The 24,371-nt window shown below is 35.7% G+C and carries 20 protein-coding genes and 1 pseudogene; 17 read left to right on the top strand and 4 right to left on the bottom strand.

Going from position 1 to position 24,371, the window contains the following annotated elements; translation table 11 throughout:
• Positions 1-44: 44 nt before the first annotated feature.
• Positions 45-1,412, bottom strand: coding sequence for a tRNA uridine-5-carboxymethylaminomethyl(34) synthesis GTPase MnmE (mnmE, locus tag PYW37_RS12560; RefSeq protein WP_023190220.1), 1,368 nt, complete (start codon positions 1,410-1,412; stop codon positions 45-47).
• A 210-nt stretch (positions 1,413-1,622) separates the two neighbouring features.
• Here mnmE and PYW37_RS12555 point away from each other — a divergent pair, with 210 nt between their 5' ends.
• Together PYW37_RS12555 and PYW37_RS12550 are read left to right on the top strand one after the other, a co-directional pair.
• Positions 1,623-2,258: a hypothetical protein gene (locus PYW37_RS12555; protein ID WP_003132036.1), complete on the top strand. Its 636-nt coding sequence runs from the start codon at positions 1,623-1,625 to the stop codon at positions 2,256-2,258.
• A gap of 95 nt (positions 2,259-2,353) precedes the next feature.
• On the top strand, positions 2,354-3,082 hold the full coding sequence (locus tag PYW37_RS12550; protein ID WP_025017062.1) for a pseudouridine synthase: 729 nt from the start codon (positions 2,354-2,356) through the stop codon (positions 3,080-3,082).
• A 78-nt stretch (positions 3,083-3,160) separates the two neighbouring features.
• On the opposite strand, the gene PYW37_RS12545 is transcribed toward PYW37_RS12550, so the two are convergent.
• The gene (locus PYW37_RS12545; RefSeq protein WP_023190218.1) at positions 3,161-3,775 is read right to left on the bottom strand and encodes a TetR/AcrR family transcriptional regulator; all 615 of its coding nucleotides are present in this window, start codon (positions 3,773-3,775) and stop codon (positions 3,161-3,163) included.
• 416 nt (positions 3,776-4,191) lie between these two features.
• Between PYW37_RS12545 and PYW37_RS12540 the strand changes: the two are divergent.
• The 6 genes and pseudogenes from PYW37_RS12540 (at position 4,192) to rpiA (ending at position 12,210) form a co-directional block, all read left to right on the top strand.
• Positions 4,192-8,493, top strand: a pseudogene (locus PYW37_RS12540) (acyl-CoA dehydratase activase-related protein).
• A gap of 246 nt (positions 8,494-8,739) precedes the next feature.
• The gene (locus PYW37_RS12535; protein WP_003132029.1) at positions 8,740-8,943 is read left to right on the top strand and encodes a hypothetical protein; all 204 of its coding nucleotides are present in this window, start codon (positions 8,740-8,742) and stop codon (positions 8,941-8,943) included.
• A gap of 19 nt (positions 8,944-8,962) precedes the next feature.
• Positions 8,963-9,400, top strand: coding sequence for a universal stress protein (locus tag PYW37_RS12530; protein ID WP_003132028.1), 438 nt, complete (start codon positions 8,963-8,965; stop codon positions 9,398-9,400).
• A gap of 62 nt (positions 9,401-9,462) precedes the next feature.
• Positions 9,463-10,683 (top strand): MFS transporter, encoded by a 1,221-nt coding sequence (locus PYW37_RS12525; RefSeq protein ID WP_010906404.1) that lies wholly within the window; start codon positions 9,463-9,465, stop codon positions 10,681-10,683.
• 82 nt (positions 10,684-10,765) lie between these two features.
• Positions 10,766-11,452: a Crp/Fnr family transcriptional regulator gene (locus PYW37_RS12520; RefSeq protein ID WP_044009588.1), complete on the top strand. Its 687-nt coding sequence runs from the start codon at positions 10,766-10,768 to the stop codon at positions 11,450-11,452.
• Between the two features lie 83 nt (positions 11,453-11,535).
• On the top strand, positions 11,536-12,210 hold the full coding sequence (rpiA, locus tag PYW37_RS12515; RefSeq protein WP_003132023.1) for a ribose-5-phosphate isomerase RpiA: 675 nt from the start codon (positions 11,536-11,538) through the stop codon (positions 12,208-12,210).
• Between the two features lie 28 nt (positions 12,211-12,238).
• On the opposite strand, the gene PYW37_RS12510 is transcribed toward rpiA, so the two are convergent.
• Positions 12,239-12,679, bottom strand: a complete 441-nt coding sequence (locus PYW37_RS12510; protein WP_012898710.1) for an NUDIX hydrolase — start codon at positions 12,677-12,679, stop codon at positions 12,239-12,241.
• 292 nt (positions 12,680-12,971) lie between these two features.
• Here PYW37_RS12510 and mreC point away from each other — a divergent pair, with 292 nt between their 5' ends.
• The 9 genes from mreC (at position 12,972) to PYW37_RS12465 (ending at position 22,622) form a co-directional block, all read left to right on the top strand.
• Positions 12,972-13,847 carry a rod shape-determining protein MreC gene (gene mreC, locus PYW37_RS12505; protein ID WP_003132018.1) on the top strand — a complete coding sequence of 292 codons (876 nt, stop codon included), beginning with the start codon at positions 12,972-12,974 and terminating at the stop codon, positions 13,845-13,847.
• An 89-nt stretch (positions 13,848-13,936) separates the two neighbouring features.
• Entirely contained in the window at positions 13,937-14,464 is a 528-nt protein-coding gene (mreD, locus tag PYW37_RS12500; protein ID WP_014570856.1) for a rod shape-determining protein MreD, read from the top strand.
• Positions 14,465-14,567: 103 nt separating this feature from the next.
• Complete coding sequence (locus PYW37_RS12495) at positions 14,568-15,980, top strand: CHAP domain-containing protein (RefSeq protein ID WP_025017064.1); 1,413 nt, start codon at positions 14,568-14,570, stop codon at positions 15,978-15,980.
• Between the two features lie 120 nt (positions 15,981-16,100).
• A complete protein-coding gene (asnB, locus tag PYW37_RS12490; protein WP_017865249.1) occupies positions 16,101-17,978 on the top strand; it encodes an asparagine synthase (glutamine-hydrolyzing) in 1,878 nt (625 codons plus the stop codon).
• Between the two features lie 11 nt (positions 17,979-17,989).
• Positions 17,990-19,216: a carboxylate--amine ligase gene (locus PYW37_RS12485; RefSeq protein ID WP_025017065.1), complete on the top strand. Its 1,227-nt coding sequence runs from the start codon at positions 17,990-17,992 to the stop codon at positions 19,214-19,216.
• A gap of 31 nt (positions 19,217-19,247) precedes the next feature.
• Positions 19,248-19,970, top strand: a complete 723-nt coding sequence (locus PYW37_RS12480) for an aspartate/glutamate racemase family protein (protein WP_003132012.1) — start codon at positions 19,248-19,250, stop codon at positions 19,968-19,970.
• Complete coding sequence (locus tag PYW37_RS12475) at positions 19,960-20,703, top strand: C39 family peptidase (protein ID WP_023190214.1); 744 nt, start codon at positions 19,960-19,962, stop codon at positions 20,701-20,703. Before PYW37_RS12480 ends, PYW37_RS12475 begins: the two co-directional genes overlap by 11 nt.
• A gap of 113 nt (positions 20,704-20,816) precedes the next feature.
• Entirely contained in the window at positions 20,817-21,956 is a 1,140-nt protein-coding gene (gene dnaJ / locus PYW37_RS12470) for a molecular chaperone DnaJ (RefSeq protein ID WP_010906396.1), read from the top strand.
• A gap of 138 nt (positions 21,957-22,094) precedes the next feature.
• Positions 22,095-22,622, top strand: a complete 528-nt coding sequence (locus PYW37_RS12465; RefSeq protein ID WP_003132009.1) for a YqeG family HAD IIIA-type phosphatase — start codon at positions 22,095-22,097, stop codon at positions 22,620-22,622.
• A 192-nt stretch (positions 22,623-22,814) separates the two neighbouring features.
• Here PYW37_RS12465 and zwf read toward each other — a convergent pair whose 3' ends face one another.
• Complete coding sequence (gene zwf / locus PYW37_RS12460) at positions 22,815-24,326, bottom strand: glucose-6-phosphate dehydrogenase (RefSeq protein WP_025017066.1); 1,512 nt, start codon at positions 24,324-24,326, stop codon at positions 22,815-22,817.
• Positions 24,327-24,371: the final 45 nt, after the last annotated feature.

Below are 24,371 nucleotides of genomic sequence, written 5' to 3'. Positions count from 1 at the left end.
ACCAATTTCTGTCAGTAAAAAAAAGAGTTCATTTGAACTCTTTTTTATTTTCCCAAACAAAATTGTGAAAAAAGTTGTGTAATCAATTCATCTGGGGCAGCTTCCCCTGTGATTTCTCCAAGTAATTGCCAACAACGTGTGACATCCACTTGAATTAAATCAACAGGTAAGCCCAGAGCAAGCCCAGAGTTTGCTTCTTTAAGAGCCTTCAAAGCTTCTTCAACAATTGAAATGTGGCGGGCATTAGATAATACCGTTGCATCTTTGGATTCAATTTCACCGGCAAAGAAAATTTGATTGATTTTTTCTTCAACAGCATTTAAGTTTTCATTTTTAAGAGCTGAAATTCGGATAAAATCACCAGAAATTTGAGTGCTATCAATTTTTTCTGGCAGGTCGGTTTTGTTGAGTAGAACAATGCGATTTGAATTTTTAGACAGTTCTAAGAGCTCTAAATCTTTGTCAGTCAATTCATTTGAGGCATCTAAAACGAGTAAAACTAAATCAGCTTCAGCCAAAGCTTTTTTAGAACGTTCAACCCCAATCGCTTCGACTAAATCATCTGTTTCACGAATACCAGCAGTATCCACTAGTTCAAGAGGAACACCGCCAATATTGGCAAATTCAGTAATGACATCGCGCGTTGTTCCAGCAATATCAGTGACAATGGCTTTTTCTTCACGAAGCAATTGATTAAGTAAACTTGATTTTCCAACGTTTGGCCGACCAATAATCGCCGTTTTTAAACCTTCTCTTAAAATTTTTCCGCGTTTAGCTGTTGATAAAAGATTTTCCAAAAGCTGTTCAAAATGAGCCGTTTTTTCAAGGAGCATTTGTGAAGTCATTGTTTCCACATCATCATACTCTGGATAGTCAATATTGACCTCGACTTGTGCCAAACTTTCGAGAATCTCTTGACGAATGTTATTAATCATTTTTGAAAGACTTCCGTCAAGTTGTTTTACGGCAATGTTGGCAGCTTTGTCAGTTTTAGCTCGAATTAAATCCATGACAGATTCAGCCTGAGCCAAGTCAATTCGTCCATTTAAAAAGGCACGTTTGGTAAATTCGCCAGGTTCAGCGAGTCTTGCGCCATTACGTAAAAGTAATTGCAAAATTTCTTGTGTGACTGCAATTCCACCATGCGTATTTATTTCAACAATATCCTCGCGTGTAAATGTTTTAGGCGCACGCATGACTGAAACCATGACTTCGTCAACGAGACGTTTTTCTTCAAAAATATGGCCATAATTAATCGTATGGCTAGCAACTTGAGTTAAATTTTTTCCTTTATAGACAGATTGAGCAATTTTTAGGGCATCTGTCCCTGATAAACGAACAATGGCAATTGCTCCTTCACCAAGCGGTGTCGAAATCGCCGCAATCGTATCAAATTCTTGTGTTAATGTCATAAAGACTATTTTAACGCAAAAAGGCTGAATTTCCTAGCCTATTTAATTTATTTTTTTATAAAAAATAAAAATCTATAATAATTGAGTTTGCACCAATAAAAAGTGATAAAAAAATAAATTTTGATGCTGACTAAAAATAGAAACAAAAAATTTTCTATTTTTTCTTCGCATTTTCCCAATTTATGCTCACATCTTGATATAATAGTAGATATGACCTATCAAGTAAAAATTATCTATCCAAAAGAAGAAGCCGCTGAAAATAACAAACTCACTGAGCGTACATTTAATGAGTTTATTGATGGACTCGAATTAGAAGAAGTCATCACGCAATATGAGCAATTACTGACAAAAGGTTATTCAATCTCAGTCAATTTTGCTCCACCTCAACTTGATGACAAGGGAACTGAGCCAGACCCATTTATGATTGCGGGTCGCTTAGAGCTTGCTGGGATTCCTTATAAAGCCACTTTGAAATTAAAAGCAAGTGGTGATTATGAATCAATGGTAAAAATTGCTAAAATGATTGAACAGCAAGATTATGATTATGATATCTCAGCTAAATTGCAAATTCGTGAAAATTCATCAGTTGATTTTGAAAAAGAAGGTTCTTGGTTTGATAAAGATTACACCAAATATACGATTTTACCCAAAGCCAGCAGCCAAGATATTGCCGATTTAAAAACACTTTATGACGCACTTGTTGAAGAACATCAAAAAGTGACCATTAATATCAAAGCAAAAGTCAAAAAAGATGATGATGACAGTTTTGCCAATCAATTGGCAGCATATCCACCAGAAACAATGATTATTTTTAAGCTGACAGATGCAGATATTTATGGAGAATAAGAATGAGAAAAATTACTGACAGAAATTCTGTCAGTAACTTTTTTTCCATTATTTTACTGACAGACCTGTCAGCAAAATCTGATATAATAAAAGACATGAGACTAGATAAATTTTTAGCAGAAAGTGGCCTCGGAAGCCGTAGTGAAGTCAAAATTCTATTGAAAAAAGGGCGCGTGACAGTTGCTGGGGAAGTTCAGCGAGACGGCAGGTTTCAAGTAGACAAGAATTCTAGACAAGTCGCCTTTGATGGTGAGATTTTAGATTACCAAGAATATTATTATTACTTATTAAATAAACCGCAAGGTCTTGTTTCTGCAACAAAAGATAATCTTTTTAAGACAGTTGTTCAATTATTATCGGAAAAAGATTTTCGTGAGGATATTTTTCCAGTCGGACGTTTAGATAAAAATACTGAGGGACTTTTAATTTTAACGAATGACGGAGCATTGGGACATGATTTAACTCAACCCAAAAAGCATGTTGAAAAAGAATACTTTGCGCGAATTGATGGAAAAGTTACTGACGAAATTGTCAATAAATTTGCTGAGGGCTTGACTCTAAAAAATGGAGAAAAAGCACGACCAGGAGAATTATTCATTGAAAATATTTACAAAGGGGAGAGTCAATCTGGCTGGATTAGTGAAATTCGTGTGATTATTCATGAAGGAAAATTTCATCAAGTCAAACGGATGTTTGAAGCTGTTGAAATGTACGTTCTCTATCTCAAACGCATTCGGATGGGCAATTTAGCATTGGATTCAGATTTAGCGCTAGGAGCCTATCGTCCTTTAACAACCGAAGAAATAGAAAATTTGAAAAAATAAAAAGTTACTGATGAAAATTCGAAGGTATCCGTAAGTTAAAAAACAACGGCTATCCTAGAAGTTTCATCAGTAACTTTTTTAATTTTCGCGATTAATATTGACCCCAAGGACGGTCAAATGGCCATTAGAAATTAATTTGATAATCAAATGAGCAAAATCTTTGGCAGACATTTGTGTAGAAGTGCTGACCCACCAGTCTAAAGTTCCCACCAAAATCGAGCTGATGTAAGAAATTACAAAATCATTGGGAACCACAACATCTTTTTCTCTAACTTCCAGTTTTTCAAATAACTCGGTATAGCGTTCAGATAAAATCTCCAGAAATCGATTTTTTAATCGTTGATCATGCGCTCTGTCAGTAATCATTTGTGCAATTTCAGGATTATCGCGAACAAATTCATAGAAACGACTCAAGACAGTTTCAATTTCTTTGACATGAACATTGTTACCATCAACCAAATTTTGTTCATCTAAAATGCCAGTGAAGCTAGCTAAAAATTGGTCAATCAAACTATCATATAAATCTTGTTTGTCAGCATAATGAGCATAAAAAGTTGCCCGATTAATCATGGCTGAATCGGCAATTTCTTGAATTGAAATCTTTTCAAATTTTTTCTTGCGTAACAAACCAAAAAAAGCCTGACTAATCAATTTTCTCGTTCGTTTCACACGTAAATCATCTGATTTAACCATAAAAAACCATCTTTCCAGTTTTAAAAAGACCCAGTCCGATAGACTGTTTTGTCTAATTTTTCACATTGTACTATTTAACTCCATTATAATCAAAAAATAGATTAAAGTCATTAAAGAATTTAGTCAAAACATTTTGTCATTCGATGTCAAAGTCTTTTAACATAATCAACAGCTTGTTTTGAATTGTCGTTTATGTGACAACCACGCCCTTTTTGCTGGTTGCTTTTCTTATAACAAATGATAAAATGAACATATAATAAGATAAGCAACAGACCGTCTAAATTACTTTTTATCAAAATTCTGCCTCCAAAAGATAAGTTAGATTTCAAATTTAACTTGCCGAAAAAAATATTAAGAGCTTAGCGGACTTGTTCAAGTGATATTTCTCACATAACTAGGAGACCATCTTGACACAAATTTATAAAACAGGGATTGACGTTGGATCAACCACAGTAAAACTCGTCGTTTTTGACGAAAATTTTAAGCTCATTTTCTCACGCTATGAGCGCCATTTTTCAGATGTGAAAGCAGCAACCATCAAAGTATTCAAAGATTTTATAGAAGAACATGGAGATTTAAATCTAGAACTAGCCATTACCGGCTCAGGAGGAATGGGACTTGCGGAAGTCATTGATGTTCCTTTTGTTCAAGAAGTTATCGCTTCATCAATTACCATTGAAAAATTCATTCCCCAAACAGACGTGATGATTGAGCTTGGTGGTGAAGATGCCAAGATGACCTTTTTTGATAACGGAACTCAAGAATTACGTATGAACGGAACATGTGCCGGTGGGACAGGTGCTTTCATTGACCAAATGGCAGCCCTTTTGAAAGTTGATGCCAATGGTGTCAATGAGTTAGCTAAAAACTACGAAAAACTCTATCCGATAGCATCACGCTGTGGCGTTTTTGCCAAGACAGACGTTCAACCGCTGTTAAATGAAGGGGTGCGTCGTGAAGATATTGCTGCTAGTATTTTTCAAGCCGTTGTCAATCAAACCATTGCTGGTTTAGCAAGTGGACGAAAAATCAAAGGAAGTGTAGCCTTTCTAGGCGGTCCGCTTTTCTTTATGAGTGAATTACGCAAACGTTTCATCGAAACCTTGGATTTAAAAGAAGAAAATATTATCTTCCCAGAAAATCCACAACTTTTTGTGGCAATGGGAGCTGCGCTCTATGAAGAAACAAGTCAGAAAACAGCAACTGATTTAATTCATAGTTTAGAAAATGATGATTCAGACAGCTTAATTCCACAAGATACAATGGATAAACTTTTTGAAAATCAAGCAGAACTTGATGAATTTCGGACGCGTCATGCCAAAGCAACAGCTAACTATAAGAACCTGTCTGAACATCATGGAGCTGCCTTCTTAGGAATTGATGCCGGCTCAACCACAACAAAAGTTGTTCTTATTGATGATGAAGGAAATATTCTTTATGACCATTATGGTTCTAACAATGGAGAACCGCTTGAATCTGTCATTAATATTTTAAAAGATGTCTATGCTAAACTTCCAGCGGACGTCTATATTGCAAAATCAACAGTAACGGGGTATGGAGAACACCTGATTAAAGCAGGACTTCATGTTGATTATGGTGAAGTTGAAACAATGGCTCATTATAAGGCCGCTGATTATTTCAATCCAGGAGTAGATTTCATTCTTGATATTGGTGGACAAGATATGAAAGCTATGCGGATTCGTGATGGTGCTCTATCAAGTATTCAACTTAATGAAGCTTGTTCATCAGGTTGTGGTTCATTCATTGAAACCTTTGCCCATTCACTAAAACATGATGTTCGTGAATTTTCACAAAAAGCACTTTTGGCTGAGCATCCAGTTAACTTGGGTTCTCGTTGTACCGTCTTCATGAACTCAAAAGTAAAACAAGTTCAAAAAGAAGGAGCGACTGTTGGAGATATTTCCGCAGGTCTTTCATACAGTGTCATTAAAAATGCTCTATATAAAGTTATAAAAGTAAAACGTCCAGAATAACTTGGTAAGAAAATCGTTGTTCAAGGGGGAACTTTTTACAATGAAGCCGTTCTACGTGCTTTTGAAAAAATTTCTGAGCGCGAAGTGGTTCGTCCAAGTATCGCAGGATTAATGGGAGCTTACGGTTGTGCTTTGATTTCCTTAGATAACCAAGAAGCAAATAAAGAATCAGAAATTCTAAAACCTGATGAATTAGAAAAATTCACAACTCATAAAGAATTTATGGTCTGTGGACTTTGCGAAAATAACTGTAAAATGACCCTAACGGTCTTCAATGATGGGAATAAGTTTGTAACTGGGAACCGTTGCGAACGTGGTGCCGAAAAAGCTACAAAAGTTAAAGTCGCTAAAAAGGATAAAAAAGTTAACTTAGTTGATTACAAGTATAAAAAACTTTTCTGTTACCATAGCTTAAGCAAGAAAAAACAAACCAGAGGAGAAATTGGGATACCACGTGTACTCAATATGTATGAAAACTATCCGCTTTGGCACACGATGCTGACAGACCTTGGATTCCGTGTTGTTTTAAGCCCTCGCTCTGATAAAGAACTCTTTGAAGAGGGAATTGAAACCATTCCTTCAGATACGGTATGCTATCCGGCAAAAATGAGTCACGGACATATTATGGCTTTGATTAAACAAGGCGTTCCAAATATCTTCTATCCATCTGTCCTTTTTGAACAAGAAGAACAAAAAAATGCTCAAAACCATTTCAACTGTCCGATTGTGCAATCTTACCCTGAAGTTCTTAAAAATAATATCGATGAAATTCGTGAAGGGCAAGTTAATTATCTTCATCCTTTCATTAATCTAGCCAATCCGGAAGGAGTAGCTGTTAATGTTCATAAGGCTTTAACCGCCCAAGGGATTTCTGTCAATCTTACGGAAGTACAAGCTGCCGTCCAACATGGCTTTGAAGAAATGGATAAATTTAAAGAAGATTTGCGCCTTAAAGCAGAAGAGCTGCTCATGCAAATTAATTTAAATAATGAAAAAGCCATTGTTCTCGCTGGACGTCCTTATCATTTGGACCCAGAAATCAATCATGGAATTGCTGACATCATCACTCAAGAAGGTTTCCACGTTTTGACTGAGGATTCTATTAGTCATTTAGCCGAAGTTTCTGGCCTGCGTGTGGTCAATCAATGGGTTTACCATAGCCGCCTTTATGCAGCTGCAAATGTTGTTTGTAAAAATAAAAATCTAGAACTTGTTCAACTTAATTCCTTTGGTTGTGGTCTTGATGCCGTAACGACAGACCAAGTAGAAGAAATCATGCGTGGACACAATAAGCTTTATACCGTCTTGAAAATTGACGAAGGATCAAACATGGGAGCTGTTCGGATCCGTTTACGTAGTCTGAAAGCAGCAGTTTCAGAGCGCGTGCGTCATAATATTGAAGCAAGCACCGAAGTTCACGAATTAGTACAAGAAACACCAGCTTTCACAAAAGAAATGGCAAAAAAACACACTCTTCTTTTACCAATGTTGTCACCAATTCACCAAGAAGGGCTATTAGATACAGCTTTTGCCGCTGCGGGATATAATGTCGTTTCTCTACCAGAAAGCAATACTTCTGTCAATAATGGGTTGAAATTTGTTAATAATGACTCATGTTATCCAGCGATTATTACAATAGGTCAGCTCATTGAAGCTCTCCAGTCAGGAGAGTATGACCTTGATAATACTTCGGTCATGATGACTCAAACAGGTGGGGGATGTCGCGCAACAAACTATATTCCTTTATTGCGTAAAGCTCTAATTGATGCAGGTTTCCCACAAGTACCTGTCGTTTCCCTATCAATGGGGAATCAAGGAACAGAAAAAGGATTTAAATTCACAGTTCCACTTTTAACACGCTTTATGATTGCAGTTCTTTATGGAGATTTATTTGAAAGAGTCGTTTATCGTACTCGACCGTATGAAGCCACTGAAGGTTCTGTCAATGAATTACATGCGAAATGGTTAGAAAAAGCTCGGAAAAATGTAGAATCTGGATCAATTTTTGAATTTAATCGTAACATGAAAAAAATTGTTGCCGAATTTGACCAAATTGAACTTTTGGATATTCAAAAACCACGAGTGGGTGTTGTCGGTGAAATTTTGGTTAAATATAGTAAAACAGCAAATGATGATATTGTGTCAATAATTGAAGAAGAGGGCGGCGAAGCAGTTGTTCTTGATTTAATTGGCTTCATGAACTATAGCTTGTACAATCAAATCTGGAAAGCAGATGAGATTGGCTTTAGTAAGAAAAATAAACTCATGGCTAAAACTTTCATTGGTATTATTAATATGTTAGAAAAACCAATGAATAAAGCCTTGAAAGCCTCAAAACGCTTTGATTCTATTGAATCAATTTATGATATTGCAGCATCAACTGAAGAAGTGATTTCAATTGGGAATCATACAGGTGAGGGTTGGTTCCTCACTGGCGAAATGATTGAACTCTTGCAAAAAGGGGTGCACAATATCATTTGTCTTCAACCATTTGGTTGTCTTCCTAACCATATCGTTGGTAAAGGAATGATGAAAGAACTTCGTCGTCAGTACCCAGGAGCCAATCTCGCTCCCATTGATTATGACCCAGGAGTTTCTGCGGTCAATCAATTGAATAGGATCCGCTTAATGATGACCACGGCTAAAAAGAGAATGAACACTACTTCCAATTCAGTCGAAGAATCAGAAAGAGAGTCAGAAATGGAAACTGCTCAAGCTTATTAAAAAATAAAGATTAAATACTGACAAATCTGTCAGTATTTTTTTATATAAAGAGTAACAAATGTTATCAATGATGGGTATCAATGCTTAATATCAATACTGGATATCAATGCTTGGTATCAAAAAATGTGGTCGCGCTTCGTATCGCTTTTGTTTAAAATAATTGAGTAACTTAAAAACATTTGAGAACAACAAGATTCCCGTTTCTCAAAAATAGAAATTATTGTTATTTAAGAAAGGAATTTCGAAATGAAATTTGAATTTAAAGGACTTTCTTCATATGAAGAAAATTCAACACCAAACTATGTAGGCGATACTAAAGTACGCAGTGTCATTCAAGACTTCGTTAACATGGATGAAGCAATTGAATTTGTTTCAAATCACCACGGTTTTATAAAAACTGAAGATGGGAAATTTGCTTTTGAAGTAAGAAATATATCAGCTATCGGTTAATTAGATAAGGACAGTTAGCATGGAACAAAAATATTCAAGAATTTTAGTTGGTATGGATGGTTCAGCAGAATCACTTAAAGCATTTGATGAAGCAGTCAGAGTTGCTAAACGCAATGACGCTGAGCTCATCTTAGCCAACGTTATTGAAAAACGTTCATTTCTTGCCGTGAATACTTACGACACAATTGCCGAAGAACAGCATGAAAATGGAACAAAACTTTTATTGCAACAATTTGCTAAGGAAGCATTGGATGAAGGACTAACAAATGTTAGAACACTTTTGGAATATGGTTCACCTAAAGTAGCAATGGCAACAAAAATTCCTAAGCAAGAAAATGTTGATTTGATTGTAATTGGCGCAACAGGGATTAGTTATATAGAGCGTGTAGTTGTTGGTTCAGTTGCATCTTATATTGTTAATCATGCCACTTGCAATACACTCATCGTTAGAAAATAATAGTCTTACTTAGTCACTCATAAAAAGAGCAGAGTCTCTTTTACTTAGAAATGGAAAAAATCATGAAAAAAGAAAGTATTTTTACTCCTACTTTCGTTATTAACACGCTTATTAGTTTTTTATTTTATATTGTTTTTTACGTCTTAACCTCCTCAATAGGGACTTATGCGCTTCAACAACTTCATCAATCAACAGTTGTTAGTCTTTCTTTATCAAGCGTTTTTGTTATTGGAGCCCTGATTGGTCGGGTTTGGACAGGTATTAATATCACACGTATCGGAATGAAGCGATTGCTCTATATTGGTGGACTTATTTTTCTTGTTTTAACTTTTGGTTATTATTTGACAACTAATATTCCCTTACTCTTTTTGATTCGAGTGATTCAAGGCGCAGGTTTTGGGATTGGTGCAACAGCCTCAGGAACAATTGCAGGTCACGTTGTCCCTGCTTCACGTCGTGGTGAAGGAATTGGCTACTACGCTTTATCTGTTACCTTGGCAGCTGCAGTTGGTCCAGCCCTTTCAATCATGATTTACTCTTCACTTGGTTTTGGTTCTTTACTTGGAATTGCTCTTGGTTTGTTGGTTATTACCTTCATATTAATTTTCTTTGTTCGTGTCAAAGAATTTTCTGCAGAAGAGCGTGCCTATGCCCTGGCGCATGAACCTAAAGGTGTTGAACGATATATTGAAAAATCAGCTCTTCCTATTTCAATTATTGCCTTTTTAGCCGGATTTATTGACTCAGCTATTTTAACAGGAATGGGTTCATTTTCAACGGATCTTAAAATTCCACTTGCGGGATCATTATTCTTCACGATGTATGCCGTGTTAATCTTTGTTTCACGTCCATTCACAGGTCGTTTATTCGATACTAAAGGGGATAACTGGATTTTCAATCCAACATTTATTTTCTTTGCAGTGGCAATGCTTCTTGTTGGCTTAGCCGGTTTCTTCAGCCCAGCTATTGGCTTTGTTGTCTTATTAATTGCTGGTGGAGCCTTCGGTCTTGGTTACGGTGGTGTCGCTCCATTTGGTCAAGCAATTGCTATTCGTGATTCAAGTAAAGATCGTATCGGTGTTGCAACTTCTACCTTCTTTGGATTTTTAGATTTAGGTGTTGGTGGAGGACCTATTGTTCTTGGAGCAATTATTCCAATGCTTGGAAATGGTATGCTTGGTTTCAGAAATTTGTATCTTTACAGTGCTCCCGCAGTTGTAATTGTTTGGATTATATACTATCTCATTCATGGTAAACATCAAAAATCAAGTTCTAAAGTTTGATTTTAATGATTTACATAAAAAATGATATAATGAAATGGCTACAGCCTTATATAGGCGAATAAATGAACAAATTAGCGAGTAGATGAGTTTTAATAAGATGGAAGAAATGGCAAACGTAAACATTGAATATCTAATCAATACACTAGAGCAAAAAAAAGTCAGTGTCGTAACACGTAAAAAGCATAGCTATATTATGTATCAAGGAATTGAGTCAGAATATATCTATGTCCTTAAAGATGGTGTAGCGAAGATTAGCAATATTTTAAGAGATGGTCGTGAATTTAATATCGCGTATGTTGCGCAGCCAGATTTTGTTTCTTTATTGGAAGAAAAACAAAATGATGGAATCTCAGCATTATTTAATGTCAGAGTGGAATCTCCAACGGCTAATTTTTATAAAATTTCGCGGAGCGATTTTTGGGATTGGGTGCGCGAAGATTTAAATTTATTTAGAGTTGTTGATGATTTTTATAAAAGAAGATTGACACTTAATTTAGAAATTCTTCAAAAAATGACAATTAATGGTAAAAAAGGAGCAGTTTGTGCTTGTCTCCATAGTTTAATTGATGATTTTGGCATTCGTAAGAAAGATGGAATTTTGATTGATTTCACAGTTACTAATGAGGATATTGCAGGCTTCTGTGGTATTTCTACAAGAAACAGTGTCAATCGTATTCTCCACGATTTAAAGGATGAGAAAGTAATTGATGTGATTGATAATAAGATCATGATTTATAATCCTCAATATTTGGAAGAATATATTAGTTAATATAAACAGATAAAAAAGCTACTTTAGGTAGCTTTTTTGTTATAATTAGGTCAGCATGATATCAAAGTATTCAAGGAGGTAAAATGGATAATTTAAAAAAACAAGTCGGCATAAAAGCTGCTGAATTTGTTAAATCGGGAATGGTCGTTGGTTTAGGAACTGGGTCAACAGCAGCCTATTTTGTCGAAGAATTGGGTCGAAGAATTGCCGAAGAACAATTGGAAATTACGGGTGTAACAACGTCCAATGTAACAAGTAGCCAAGCCAGAGCTCTTGGAATTCCTTTAGCCTCTATTGACGAAGTAGATTATGTTGATTTAACAGTTGATGGCGCAGATGAAATTGATTCTTCACTAAATGGTATTAAAGGTGGTGGAGCAGCACTTCTAATGGAAAAAATTGTTGCAACCTACTCAAAAGACTATATTTGGATTGTTGATGAAAGTAAATTATCAGAAAATCTAGGATCCTTTAAAATTCCTGTAGAAGTTATTCCTTATGGCTCACAACAAGTTTTTAAAAAATTCGAAGCGGCTGGCTATGCTCCAACTTGGCGTCTAAATGAGGAAAACGAGAGATTGATAACGGATATGCATCACTTTATTATTGACCTTCATATCTCTCAAATTAAAGAACCAGAAAAACTTGCTGAAGAGCTTGATTTAATGGTTGGAGTTGTTGAACACGGCCTCTTTAATAATATGGTTAAAAAAGTGATTGTTGCTGGCAACGAAGGCGTAAGAATAATAAATAAGTAAATAAAAAATCGTCAATCAGACGATTTTTTTATTTCTTTAACCACTCTTGAACTCCCCATTTATGAGAGCCACGTTTGAGTTTACTAATAGCTGTTTCTGGGTCAAACCAGCTAATATGGTTAAAATCTTCGAGAGGTTTGGAATCAAAGCGGACATTCTTAGTATTATAAATATAGGCGGGATTATAAAAATATTTATCACGATGCGAACTATAAAAATATTCATCTGCTTGCCCTAAAAATTCTCCAATTTCAGCGGTAGCTCCTAACTCTTCCATGAGTTCACGATGAAGTGCTTTTTCTTGATCTTCACCCGCTTCAATTTCTCCCCCAGGAAGAAAATAAGCTCCATTGGGTGCCTGAACGAGACAAATTTCTTTATTCTCTCTTGCGACAATCGAATAGACACCATATCTTGCCTGATAATTTTTCTCTTCATTTTTTTCACCGAAAACTGGAATATGATTCATAAAAAATTCTCCCCAATACTGATTATTATGATAAACATAACTATTTTAAAATAGTTAAAAACCGCTTACAGAAATTTATTACTACTATTCTATCAAAATTCTGTCAAATTTGATAAAATAAGGTACGAGTAAGAAGAACTTATACGACTATCGGATTGAAAGTGAAGATTAGTTCAAAGAGATAAACGATATAAGAATTGCTTTTGCTTATGCAAAGGGCTATGTGAAATCACAGAGCTTTCAAATTTAATTTAGAGAGTTTGAAACATATTACCGAAGGGAACATAGAATAGTGAAAAAAATTAACTTAAGTAAGCTTATTATTATTGCACTCATTATCATTATTGCAGCGATGTCAGCAATTTTTATCTCTGCCAAAAATTTTAAGTCTAACCGTAATCCATCAGCAATGACTCAAACCATTAATGATGGGACAAGTTTTGTTGACAGAGTACTTGTGGCACCTATCCACTTTGTTCAAGACAAGGCTAATGAATTGTCGAATCTGATGGATACCTACCAACAAAACCAAAGTTTAAAAACACAATTGGCAAAGTCAAAAGATGATGATAATAAATTAAGCGGCCTTGAGTCAGAAAATAAAGAGTTGAAAAAAGCTTTGAAACTCCAAGAAACTTTAACTGATTATCAAACGGTTGCTGCAAATGTGATTACTCGTGAGCCTTCTTCATGGAATGATACACTAGTGATTGATAGCGGTAGTAAGGATGGCTTGACAACAGGTATGATTGTTATGGCAAATGGTGGCGTTGTTGGTCGAGTAACTCAAGTGAATAAAAATAGTTCAAAAGTTGCACTTTTAAGTTCTTCTAAAGGAATTGATAATAAAATTCCTGTAAGAATTGAAAGTGACGGCTCACCTATTTATGGCATTTTGAGCAGCTATGATTCCCAACAAGAGGCTTATGTAGTTAAAAATATCGACTCACAAGGGAAATTTAAAAATGGAGATTCCGTTTTTACTAGTGGTCTTGGAACGAATTCTGGTAGTCAAGGTGGAACACCAAGTGGTTTACTTATAGGAAAGGTTATCGGTGAAAAGCAAGATAGTGATGGCCTTGGTAAAATGGTTTATATCAAACCAGAAACAAATCTCTATGATATTAGATTCGTCTTTGTGGTCAAAAGCAAAATTGACGGTCAGTAGTTTTTGCTAGATAAGTATTAATTATTATTTTGCTTATGGAAATAAAGCATTAATTTGTTAAAACCAACTAGAATATAAGGAATTAAGTAGTGAGTCGATTTACATTTCAATTTTTTAGTCCAATTATTCTTTTTTTACTAATGATTTTGGACGGTCAAATTACCCATATATTAACGGGGGTTAGCAGCGGGACGTGGGTACCAGTGAGTCATTTATTTTTGATATTTCTGATGTACAGTGTCACTCAGCACAGACCAAGCTATATTATCATCTTAGCGGCAGTTTTGGGGGCAATATATGATAGTTATTATCTAGGGATTTATGGAATTGCGACCTTATTGTTCCCACTTATTGCTCTTTTTATATATAATATACAGATAACCATATTTACTAATCGCTGGACACGGTTATTTACAACAATTATTATTGTGACGGCTTTTGAAGTTTTTAGTGCAATCATTATGGTAGCTTTTGGATTTGCACATTTAAACTTTATTAATTTTGTTGTTTACCAGCTAGCGCCTACACTTTTGCTTAATATTATCTTGGCTGTAGCCTTGCAATTTCCTTTAGAAATCTTTTACAGATTAAAGAAAAGTCACGGAAGATACAATTAGAAAGTGTTTTGTAATCATAAAGAAATATTTTGGGCGGGTAGGAATAGTATAATATGTTTATTCAACCGAACTTAATGGGAGGAAAAATTAAAAAATTACAGTTATGAAAAAAAAGATTATCTCAGCTATTTTAATGTCTACAGTGGTACTCTCTGCTGCAGCACCGTTGTCAGGGGTCTACGCTGACACAAATTCAGATATTGCTAAACAAGATGCGACAATTTCAAGTGCGCAGTCTGCAAAGGCTCAAGCCCAAGCACAAGTTGATAGCTTACAATCAAAAGTTGATAGCTTACAACAAAAACAAGCAAGCACAAAAGCTCAAATTGCTAAAATCGAAAGTGAAGCAAAAGCGCTTAATGCACAAATTGCAACATTGAATGAAAGTATCGCAGAACGTACAAAGACATTGGAAGCTCAAGCACGTAGTGCTCAAGTTAACAGCTCAGCAACAAACTATATGGATGCTGTTGTTAATTCAAAATCTTTGACAGATGTTATTCAAAAAGTAACAGCAATTGCTACAGTTTCTAGTGCCAACAAACAAATGTTGGAACAACAAGAAAAAGAGCAAAAAGAACTTAGTCAAAAATCAGAAACTGTTAAAAAGAACTATAACCAGTTCGTTTCTCTTTCACAAAGTTTAGATTCTCAAGCTCAAGAGTTGACTTCACAACAAGCTGAACTTAAAGTTGCTACTTTGAATTATCAAGCAACAATTGCTACTGCGCAAGATAAAAAACAATCTTTATTAGATGAAAAAGCAGCCGCAGAAAAAGCAGCTCAAGAAGCAGCTAAAAAACAAGCAGCTTATGAAGCACAACAAAAAGAGGCCGCTAAAGCTCAGGCAGCTTCTACAGCAGCAACAACTAAAGCGGTAGAAGAAGCAACTTCAACTGTTTCATCTAGTCAAACTTCACAATCAAGTTCATCAAGTTCAAACACAAGTAGCAATAATACATCATCAAATTCAAGCAGCTCAAGTAGCAATAATACATCATCAAATTCAAGTAGCAATTCATCAAGCTCTAATAGCTCATCAAATTCAAGTAGCAATTCATCAAGCTCTAATAGCTCATCAAATTCAAGTAGCTCAAATGGTGGTGAAAGTACAAATACTGGTAATACAGGTGGTTCAAGTTCATCAGGTATTAATAGCACACCAATCGGTAATCCTTATGCTGGTGGTGGATGTACTGACTACGTATGGCAACATTTTGCTGCACAAGGAATCTACATCAGAAATATCATGCCAGGTAATGGTGGTCAATGGGCATCTAATGGCCCTGCACAAGGTGTTCTCCATGTAGTAGGTGCGGCTCCTGGTGTTATCGCGTCTGGATTCTCAACTGACTTTGTTGGATATGCAGGATCACCTTATGGTCACGTTGCTATTGTAACAGCGGTAAATTCCGATGGTACAATTGACGTTGTTGAAGGTGGAATTGGCTTTGGATGGGGTCATACACGCTCACACGTAAGTGCAGCTGGTGTAACATTCTTAATGCCAAACTAATTCAAAAATTTTAAAGATATAAATAGTGATTTGATAGTGGGGAATAATTTTCCTTCTGTCAAATCATTTTTTATTATTGTGGTATAATAATAAGGAAAAATGATAAGGGGATAGATACAAATGTGTGGAATTGTCGGCTTTATTGACCGGATGAATCAAAATGATAAATCAAAAACTTTAGAAGAAATGATGAATACTATTGTTCACCGTGGTCCAAGTAGTTCAGGTGAATTTATTGATGAAGGTGCCGCAATTGGCTTTCGTCGTTTGAGTATTATTGACCTTGAAGGTGGAGACCAACCTATTTTCAATGAAGATAAAACTAAATTGATTACTTTTAATGGTGAAATTTATAACTTCCGCGAATTACGTGAGGACCTTATTTCTAAAGGTCATGATTTTACAACTCATGCTGATACAGAAGTTCTTTTGCATGGTTATGAAGAATATGGTGTAGAACTTCTTCAAAAGCTTCGTGGAATGTTCGCTTTTGTTATTTGGGATAGAGAAAAACAAGAATTGTTTGGTGCTCGGGATCATTTTGGTATCAAACCACTTTACTATACTCAAATGGGTGGAACTTTCATGTATGGTTCAGAAATTAAAAGTTTTTTGAAACATCCAAACTTCAAAAAAGAATTAAATAAAGAAGCTTTAAAACCTTACATGACTTTCCAATACTCTGCTCTTGATGAAACTTTCTTTAAAAATGTTTTTCGTATCAAAGAAGGTCATTACTTTACTTACAAAGATGGGGTCTTGGATATCAAACCTTATTGGGATATGAAAGTTGATGAAAAAGATATGAGTTTGGAAGAATCAATTGATTTGATTGATAAGACTGTTTTGGGTTCTGTTGACGCTCATAAATTTGCTGACGTAGAAGTTGGAGCTTTTGTATCAAGTGGTGTCGATTCTAGTTATGTTGCTTCAACGCTTCGTCCGGAACATACTTATTCTATTGGTTTTGGTCAAGGAACTTTCAATGAATCTAAACAAGCCAAACAATTGACTGATATGATTGGTTTGAACAATACTTCTCGTGAAATCCATGGAGATGAAGCGTTCAAGTATTTCCCACAAATTCAATATTATTTGGATGAACCAGATTCAAATCCTTCTTGTGTGCCACTCTTTTTCCTCGCAGAATTAGCAGCACGTGATGTACGTGTTGTAATGAGCGGTGAAGGTGCCGATGAGCTTTTTGCTGGTTATGAGTCTTATGGATTTAGTACAAATTCTCGTGCGGTTCGTGTTTTCGCAGAAGGTTTGAAGAAATTACCAAAATCTTTACGTTTCTCAATTGCTCGTGGTATTGAAAATAAACATTTCAAAGGTCAAAAACATCTTTATGAATCACTTGCGCCTGCTGAAGATTTCTTTATCGGTCAAGCGAAAGTATTTGATGAGTCTGAATCAGTAGAGCTTTTGAAAGAAGAATTTAAAGCAGCTCCAACTGTTAAAGATATTGTTGGAAAAACTTACAAAAAGGCCCCAGAAGGTTCTGAACTTCGTAAAATGCAATATCTTGATATGCACCAATGGATGCCAGGAGATATCCTACTTAAAGCTGATAAAATGGCAATGGCACACTCACTTGAATTGCGTGTTCCACTACTTGATATTGAATTGATGCATACAGCGGAACAAATTCCTACAAAATATCTTTTGAATGAGCATAATACAAAGTATGCTTTCCGCCAAGCAGCTCGTCGTCATTTACCAGAAGAATGGTCAAATCGTAAAAAATTAGGCTTCCCAGTGCCAATTAAAGACTGGTTGCGAGAAGAAAAATATTATAAAGTTGTTCGTCAATTATTTGAACAAGATTTTGTTGCTGAATTCTTCGATCAAGAAAAACTCTTGAAGATGTTGGATGATAACTTTGCAGATAAAAATGATGCACGTCGTAAACTCTGGACAATTTATTCATTCTTGACTTGGTATGATGTTTACTTCATCAATAATGGTGAAAAACCTGCTGTGGTTAATTTTTAAGGGAGGTTTTTGTGTCACAAACAAATGAATTTCAACCTATCTTGTTAGGTTCTGATATCAACGTCTATGGAATGGCTCGTTCATTTCATGAAGAATTTGGAATTACTTCTCTGGCTTTAAGTGCTTCTGGATTAGCTCCAACAAAGTATTCAAAAATTGTTGAAGTACAAACTCATGAAAATTTTGACCATGAAGAAACTTTTATTCAGGTGCTTCGTGATTTTGCAAGTAAACATAAAGACAGTAAGAAGAAATATCTTTTAGTAGCTTGTGGGGACGGTTATGCCCTGCTTGCTTCAAAATATCGTGAGGAACTTTCGGAATTTTTTGAAGTGCCTTATATTGACTACGCGCTTTATCGTCAATTAGAAAATAAACCTAATTTTTATAATATCTGTGAACAATATAATTTACCTTATCCAAAAACGGTATTAGTTAATCCAAAATCAGAAATAGATACTTTAGTAGATGAGTTAACTTTCCCTTATCCAATGATTTTAAAACCAGGGAATTCGATTTCTTATTTAGATGTGCACTTTGAAGGACAGAAAAAAGCGTTCACGATTGCATCTAACGAAGAAATGAAGTTGATGCTTCATCGTTGTTATGAAGCTGGTTATCCTGATGAGATGATTATTCAAGATTTCATTCCTGGAGGGGATGAAAATATGCGTGTTCTTAACGCTTATGTAGATAAAAATCATAAAGTTCGCATGATGTGTTTGGGTCATCCCTTACTTGAGGATCCAAGTCCAAAAGCGATTGGGAATTATGTGGCGATTTTGCCTGATTATAATCAACAAGTTTATCAACAAATTCAGGATTTTCTTGAAAAAATTGAATATACAGGCTTTGCTAATTTTGATATGAAATATGACCCACGTGATGGCTCTTATAAACTTTTTGAAATTAACTTACGTCAAGGACGTAGCTCCTTTTATGTTACTTTAAATGGTTACAATTTGACACGTTATTTAGTTGCTGACCGTATTAACAATGAACCTTTTACTGAGACAATTTATGGAAAAGGTTCAAAACTTTGGTTAGGGGTTCCTAAAAAAGTATTGCTCAAATATGTAAATCCTAGTTTTAAAGAAGAAATTCGTCGTTTTATTAATTCAGGAAACTATGGGACAACTCTATTTTATTCTAAGGATAACTCACCAAAACGTTATCTTTTGATGAAATATGCATTCCATCGCTATATTGGGGCATTTAAAACGTACTTTCACAAATAAAAATTAAGAATAAGAAGGACAGGGGGATATAATGGAAAACTTCTTTACAATCTTGGGGGGAATGGGTACTCTTGCGACTGAAAGTTTTATTCATACGCTGAATGAACGAACAGAGGCTTATCGTGACCAAGATTATTTGAATTATATCGTAGTTAATCATGCGACAATTCCTGACCGAACAGATTATATCAAGAATCCTTCATTGGAAAATCCAGAAGAAAAATTGATTGATGATATTAAGATTCACAGTCAACTTTCACCAAAATTTTTCGTTGTTCCTTGTAACACGGCTCATTATTATTTTGATGAGATGCAAAAAGCAACAGAAATTCCGATTCTACATATGCCACGCATTGCCGTTGATAGTATTAGCCATCACTTTCCAAAAGCTAAGAGGGTGGCCGTGCTAGCGACTGAAGGAACAATTTTGACAGGAGTTTATCGTAAGGCCTTGGAAGAACAAGGATATGAAGCGGTAATTCCAGATGATCAATTGCAAGAAAAGGTAAATCGCTTGATTTATCAAGAAGTTAAGGAAAATAGAAATCTTAATTTTGAGCTTTATAAGGAAATTTTGTCTGATGTCGCGTCAGAAATGAATTGTGAAGTAACCATTTTAGGTTGTACAGAATTGTCAGTCTTATATGAAGCCTATGATTTGACAAAAGAGTACAATATAATAGATGCACAAGCTGAAACTGTACATCGAACAATATCTATGATGGGAAAAAAAGATTTATTAGATGACTATTAAAAAGAAAAAACTTTTTAAAAAAAGAATCGTAATTTTATTTGTTCTTGTGGCCTGTCTACTTATTTTTACTTTTATTGTAAATCCTAAGAATCAAGAAGATAAAAAATTAACATCTGCATCAAAAACTTTTGTCCAAACTGATCGTAAGGGTAAGTACGATTATGTTTTGATGAAAACTGGTGATGTTAATCAAATGACAATCGGAGCCTACCAGGGATGTGAAATTGTTTCTTTTTACAATGCATTGGTCTATTTGGATAAAACTCAGGGTAGGACGGTCACTGATTGGATTGAATCTTTGCCGTATGTGGGTTGGGGAGGTGATCCAGGAAGTGGTTATGCTGGGAATCCTTGGACGTCTGATGAAGACATCCCGGATGGTGGTTTTCCAACGATTTGGCCCACAGCTTTGATGAGTTTTGCTCAAGAAAATAATATCCAAGTTGCTGACTTATCTGGAAAAAGTATTAGCGAGATTAAAGATGCTGTTTTATCAGAACATTTAGTTGAAATGTGGGTGACGATTGATTTTGATGAACCTAATATCACTTACGATGATTATTACGGTTATAAGGTTGTAGCTAATACGCATGCTGTTATTTTAGATGGGTATAACGAAAAGAAAAATGAGTTTCATGTTACTGATCCAATAAAAGGAAAATATTGGTTGGCTGAATCTACAGTTGATTCGGTTTATAGTGGAACAAATCAATTTGCGATAGAATTTTTATAGTGTAATTAGCACTCTTATAAAAAGAGTGCTAATTTTTTTGCCAAAAATGAAAAAACGTGGTAAAATAGTGCTATTGAAAAATTGATTTAGTAAAGGAAGTGAGTAATTTAGAAATGAATAATACTGAATATTATGAACGACTAGGTGTCGATAAAAATGCCAGTCAAGATGAAATAAAAAAAGCTTATCGTAAAATGTCCAAAAAATATCACCCCGATTTAAATAAAGAAGAGGGTGCTGAAGAAAAATATAAAGAAGTTCAAGAAGCATACGAAACGCTTTCGGATGAACAAAAGCGTGCTGCTTATGACCAATATGGTGAAGCTGGAGCCAATGGCGGCTTTGGTGGCGGTGGATTCGGCGGAGCTTCTGGTTTCTCTGGTTTCGGCGGTGGCTCAGGTGGCTTTGGTGGTTTTGAAGATATATTCTCAAGTTTCTTTGGAGGAGGTGGTGCACAAGTTAACCCTAATGCACCCCGTCAAGGAGATGACTTACAGTATCGGATAAACTTAAAATTTGAAGAAGCTATTTTTGGCGTGGAAAAACAAGTCAAATATAATCGTGAAGAACTCTGTCACACTTGTGGAGGTTCTGGAGCGAAAGCTGGCACACATCCAGAAACTTGTCATAAATGTGGTGGTCGTGGACAAATTAATGTTGTTCGTGATACACCACTTGGACGGATGCAAACACAAGTAACATGTGATGTTTGTAACGGAACAGGTAAAGAAATCAAAGAGAAATGTGAAACTTGTCATGGTTCAGGTCATGAAAAAGTGGCACATACTGTTAAGGTTACTGTACCTGCTGGTGTTGAAACTGGACAAAAAATGCGTTTGCAAGGACAAGGTGATGCTGGTGTAAATGGTGGACCTTATGGTGATTTGTATGTTGTTTTCCAAGTGGAAGCTTCAGACAAATTTGAGCGTGATGGTGCAGAAATTTACTACAAGATGCCAATGGACTTTGTTCAAGCTGCTTTAGGTGATGAAATTGAAGTTCCGACTGTTCATGGAAATGTGAAGTTGAAAATTCCTGCTGGAACACAAACAGGGGCTAATTTCCGTCTAAAAGGTAAAGGTGCGCCAAAACTTCGTGGTTCTGGTAATGGTGACCAATATGTTATTATCAATATTGTCACTCCTAAGAATTTGAATCAAGCTCAAAAAGAAGCGCTCCAAGCTTTTGCTAAAGCAAGTGGTGTTGAAGTCTCTGGTTCAGGTAAAAAAGGTTTCTTTGATAAGTTTAAATAAAAATAAAAGTAAAAGTCGCTTTTGGCGGCTTTTTTTGTTCTGTCAGTAATTTTGTTCTCTATTTTTTTGTTGACGAGTTTGTCAGTATTTTTAGGGAAGAAAACAGGAATTTCTGTAAGTTTTTGATATAATAGGGGCATGAAAATTGATAATTATAAGCCTGATTATTTAGTGGAAGCTGTCTATCAACTAGACCCTAAACGTCTGCAAGCCTTGAATGTTCGTGCCGTAATGGTGGATTTGGACAATACTTTAATTGCCTGGGATAATCCTGACGGAACTCCAGAGCTTTTGGCTTGGCTTTTGGATATGCGAGAAAATGGTTTAAAAGTGGTGGTTGTATCAAATAATAAACAAGCAAGAGTTGCTCGTGCTGTGGAAAAGTTTGGTGTTCAATATATTTGGCGGGCAATGAAACCTTTTGCTTGGGGGATAAAAAAAGCCTTGAGATTGCTTGATGAGCGTCCTGAAAATGTGATTATGGTTGGTGATCAATTGATGACGGATATTAGAGCTGCTCATCGTGCCGGCGTCAGAAGTATTTTAGTCAAACCTTTAGTTGCATCAGACTCTTGGAGTACGCAAGTGAATCGTTGGCGTGAACGACGCGTTTGGAAAAAATTGATTGCTCGAGATGGTGAGCCTGTGTGGAAAACAAGTTTATAAAAATAGATTTCAAAAAAGAATTTTACCTGTGGAAAAATAAATTCACAAGTAAAATCCTTTTTTTATCTTATTTTACGGATAAAAACAGAAAGTTTTCCACAGAATTGTGAAGTCTTTCCACAAATATGTGGAAAACTGTGTAAAAGTTTGTGGAAAAGATAAAAAACCTATCGTTAAGACAGGTTTTTTTCTTTATTTATTGTAGTAACCACGTTCTTGATACCATAAATCAGGTTGCCAAGCCCATTCGTGACCATTTTTTTCTAGTAAGTCAAATGCAGCCTTAGGTCCCATTGTGCGAGCCGCATAAGTTGGAAGCTCAGAAGTTTCTTTATCCCAAGCTTCTCGAATAACATCAATAAGTTCCCAGTCGCGAGCCGCTTCTTCCCAATGTGAGAAATTTGTTCCATCTCCATTAAGGACATCTAGGAAAAGTTTTTCATATGCTTCAGGAGAATTTCCAAGAAATTCACTATCGTGTCGGAAATTTAAGCGCAAAGGCTCTAAATGGAAGCCTTGACCAGCCGCTTTTCCATTTACTGAAAGTGAAAACCCTTCAGTTGGTTGAATATAAATGGTCAAAACATTTTGAACGGATTGGTCATCGCAATTTTCTGCAAAGAGATTGTCTTTATCTTTTTTGAAAACGATATTAATACGAGTTCCTTTTTCAGTCATACGTTTTCCTGAGCGAACATAGAAAGGGACGCCTGACCAACGCTCATTATCAATGACAAATTTTCCAGCAGCGAAAGTTTCAGTTCGACTGTCTGTTGCAACAGAATCTTCTTCGCGATAGCCTAGGTAATCTTCACCGTCAAAACGTCCTGCGATATATTGACCACGAACGAAGTTTTCTAAAGCTTCCTCAGAAGAATATTGACGGATTGCATTAAGGGCTTTAACTTTTTCTTTTACAATATAAGATTCATCAAATTTTTCAGGTTTTTCCATGGCAATGAGGCTGAGTACCTGTAAGACATGGTTTTGAATCATATCTTTTAAAGCACCAGAAGTTTCGTAGTAACCGCCACGGTCTTCAACACCGATAAATTCGGCAAAAGTAATCTGAACGTTATCAATGTGTTGATTATTCCAAAGCGATTCAAAGATTGGATTGGCAAAACGAACGGCAGAAACGGCCTGGATCATTTCTTTTCCAAGGTAGTGGTCGATTCGGAAAATTTGTTCTTCACTAAATACTTTTGCGAGGCTGTCATTAAGTGATTTTGCCGTATCGTAGCTTGTTCCAAATGGTTTTTCAATGACGATTCTCTCAAAACCCTCACCTGTCAAAATATTTTCTGATTTAAGGTGTTCAGCGATAGTGCCAAAAAATTGAGGAGCCATTGCTAAAAAGAAGACTTGATTGCCCGCAGTTTTATACTGTTTACGCAATTTTTCACCCAAATCTTTTAAGTTAACGTAATGTGAGCTGTCGCTAACATCGTGACTTTGATAATAAAAATGGCTGGCGAAATTTTCGGCTTCCGTTTTTGAGTTCATTAAATCTTTGATAGACTCTAAAACAACTTCACGATAATACTCGTTTGTCCATGGACGGCGAGCGGTACCGATGACTGCAAAATTATCAGCTAGTTCACCTTTTTTGAAGAGGCGAAAGAGTGAAGGGTAGAGCTTTCTTTTAGCGAGGTCACCAGTTGCTCCGAAGATGGTGAAAAGTGCTTGTTTTTGTTCGGTCATATTTTTTCCTTTTTTAAAAAACAATAATTAATTTACTGACAGACT

The organism is Lactococcus lactis, from assembly GCF_029023865.1.
Lineage (GTDB): Bacteria > Bacillota > Bacilli > Lactobacillales > Streptococcaceae > Lactococcus > Lactococcus lactis.
Note: the sequence above shows the minus strand (reverse complement) of the source record. Positions and strands in the feature narration are given on the sequence as shown.

Bases quoted from the DNA above. Each gene is read 5' to 3' on its own strand.
- mnmE (WP_023190220.1), bottom strand. From the start codon at position 1,412: ATGACATTAACACAAGAATTTGATACGATTGCGGCGATTTCGACACCG.
- PYW37_RS12555 (WP_003132036.1), top strand. From the start codon at position 1,623: ATGACCTATCAAGTAAAAATTATCTATCCAAAAGAAGAAGCCGCTGAA.
- PYW37_RS12550 (WP_025017062.1), top strand. From the start codon at position 2,354: ATGAGACTAGATAAATTTTTAGCAGAAAGTGGCCTCGGAAGCCGTAGT.
- PYW37_RS12545 (WP_023190218.1), bottom strand. From the start codon at position 3,775: ATGGTTAAATCAGATGATTTACGTGTGAAACGAACGAGAAAATTGATT.
- PYW37_RS12535 (WP_003132029.1), top strand. From the start codon at position 8,740: ATGAAATTTGAATTTAAAGGACTTTCTTCATATGAAGAAAATTCAACA.
- PYW37_RS12530 (WP_003132028.1), top strand. From the start codon at position 8,963: ATGGAACAAAAATATTCAAGAATTTTAGTTGGTATGGATGGTTCAGCA.
- PYW37_RS12525 (WP_010906404.1), top strand. From the start codon at position 9,463: ATGAAAAAAGAAAGTATTTTTACTCCTACTTTCGTTATTAACACGCTT.
- PYW37_RS12520 (WP_044009588.1), top strand. From the start codon at position 10,766: ATGAGTTTTAATAAGATGGAAGAAATGGCAAACGTAAACATTGAATAT.
- rpiA (WP_003132023.1), top strand. From the start codon at position 11,536: ATGGATAATTTAAAAAAACAAGTCGGCATAAAAGCTGCTGAATTTGTT.
- PYW37_RS12510 (WP_012898710.1), bottom strand. From the start codon at position 12,679: ATGAATCATATTCCAGTTTTCGGTGAAAAAAATGAAGAGAAAAATTAT.
- PYW37_RS12495 (WP_025017064.1), top strand. From the start codon at position 14,568: ATGAAAAAAAAGATTATCTCAGCTATTTTAATGTCTACAGTGGTACTC.
- asnB (WP_017865249.1), top strand. From the start codon at position 16,101: ATGTGTGGAATTGTCGGCTTTATTGACCGGATGAATCAAAATGATAAA.
- PYW37_RS12480 (WP_003132012.1), top strand. From the start codon at position 19,248: ATGGAAAACTTCTTTACAATCTTGGGGGGAATGGGTACTCTTGCGACT.
- PYW37_RS12475 (WP_023190214.1), top strand. From the start codon at position 19,960: ATGACTATTAAAAAGAAAAAACTTTTTAAAAAAAGAATCGTAATTTTA.
- dnaJ (WP_010906396.1), top strand. From the start codon at position 20,817: ATGAATAATACTGAATATTATGAACGACTAGGTGTCGATAAAAATGCC.
- PYW37_RS12465 (WP_003132009.1), top strand. From the start codon at position 22,095: ATGAAAATTGATAATTATAAGCCTGATTATTTAGTGGAAGCTGTCTAT.
- zwf (WP_025017066.1), bottom strand. From the start codon at position 24,326: ATGACCGAACAAAAACAAGCACTTTTCACCATCTTCGGAGCAACTGGT.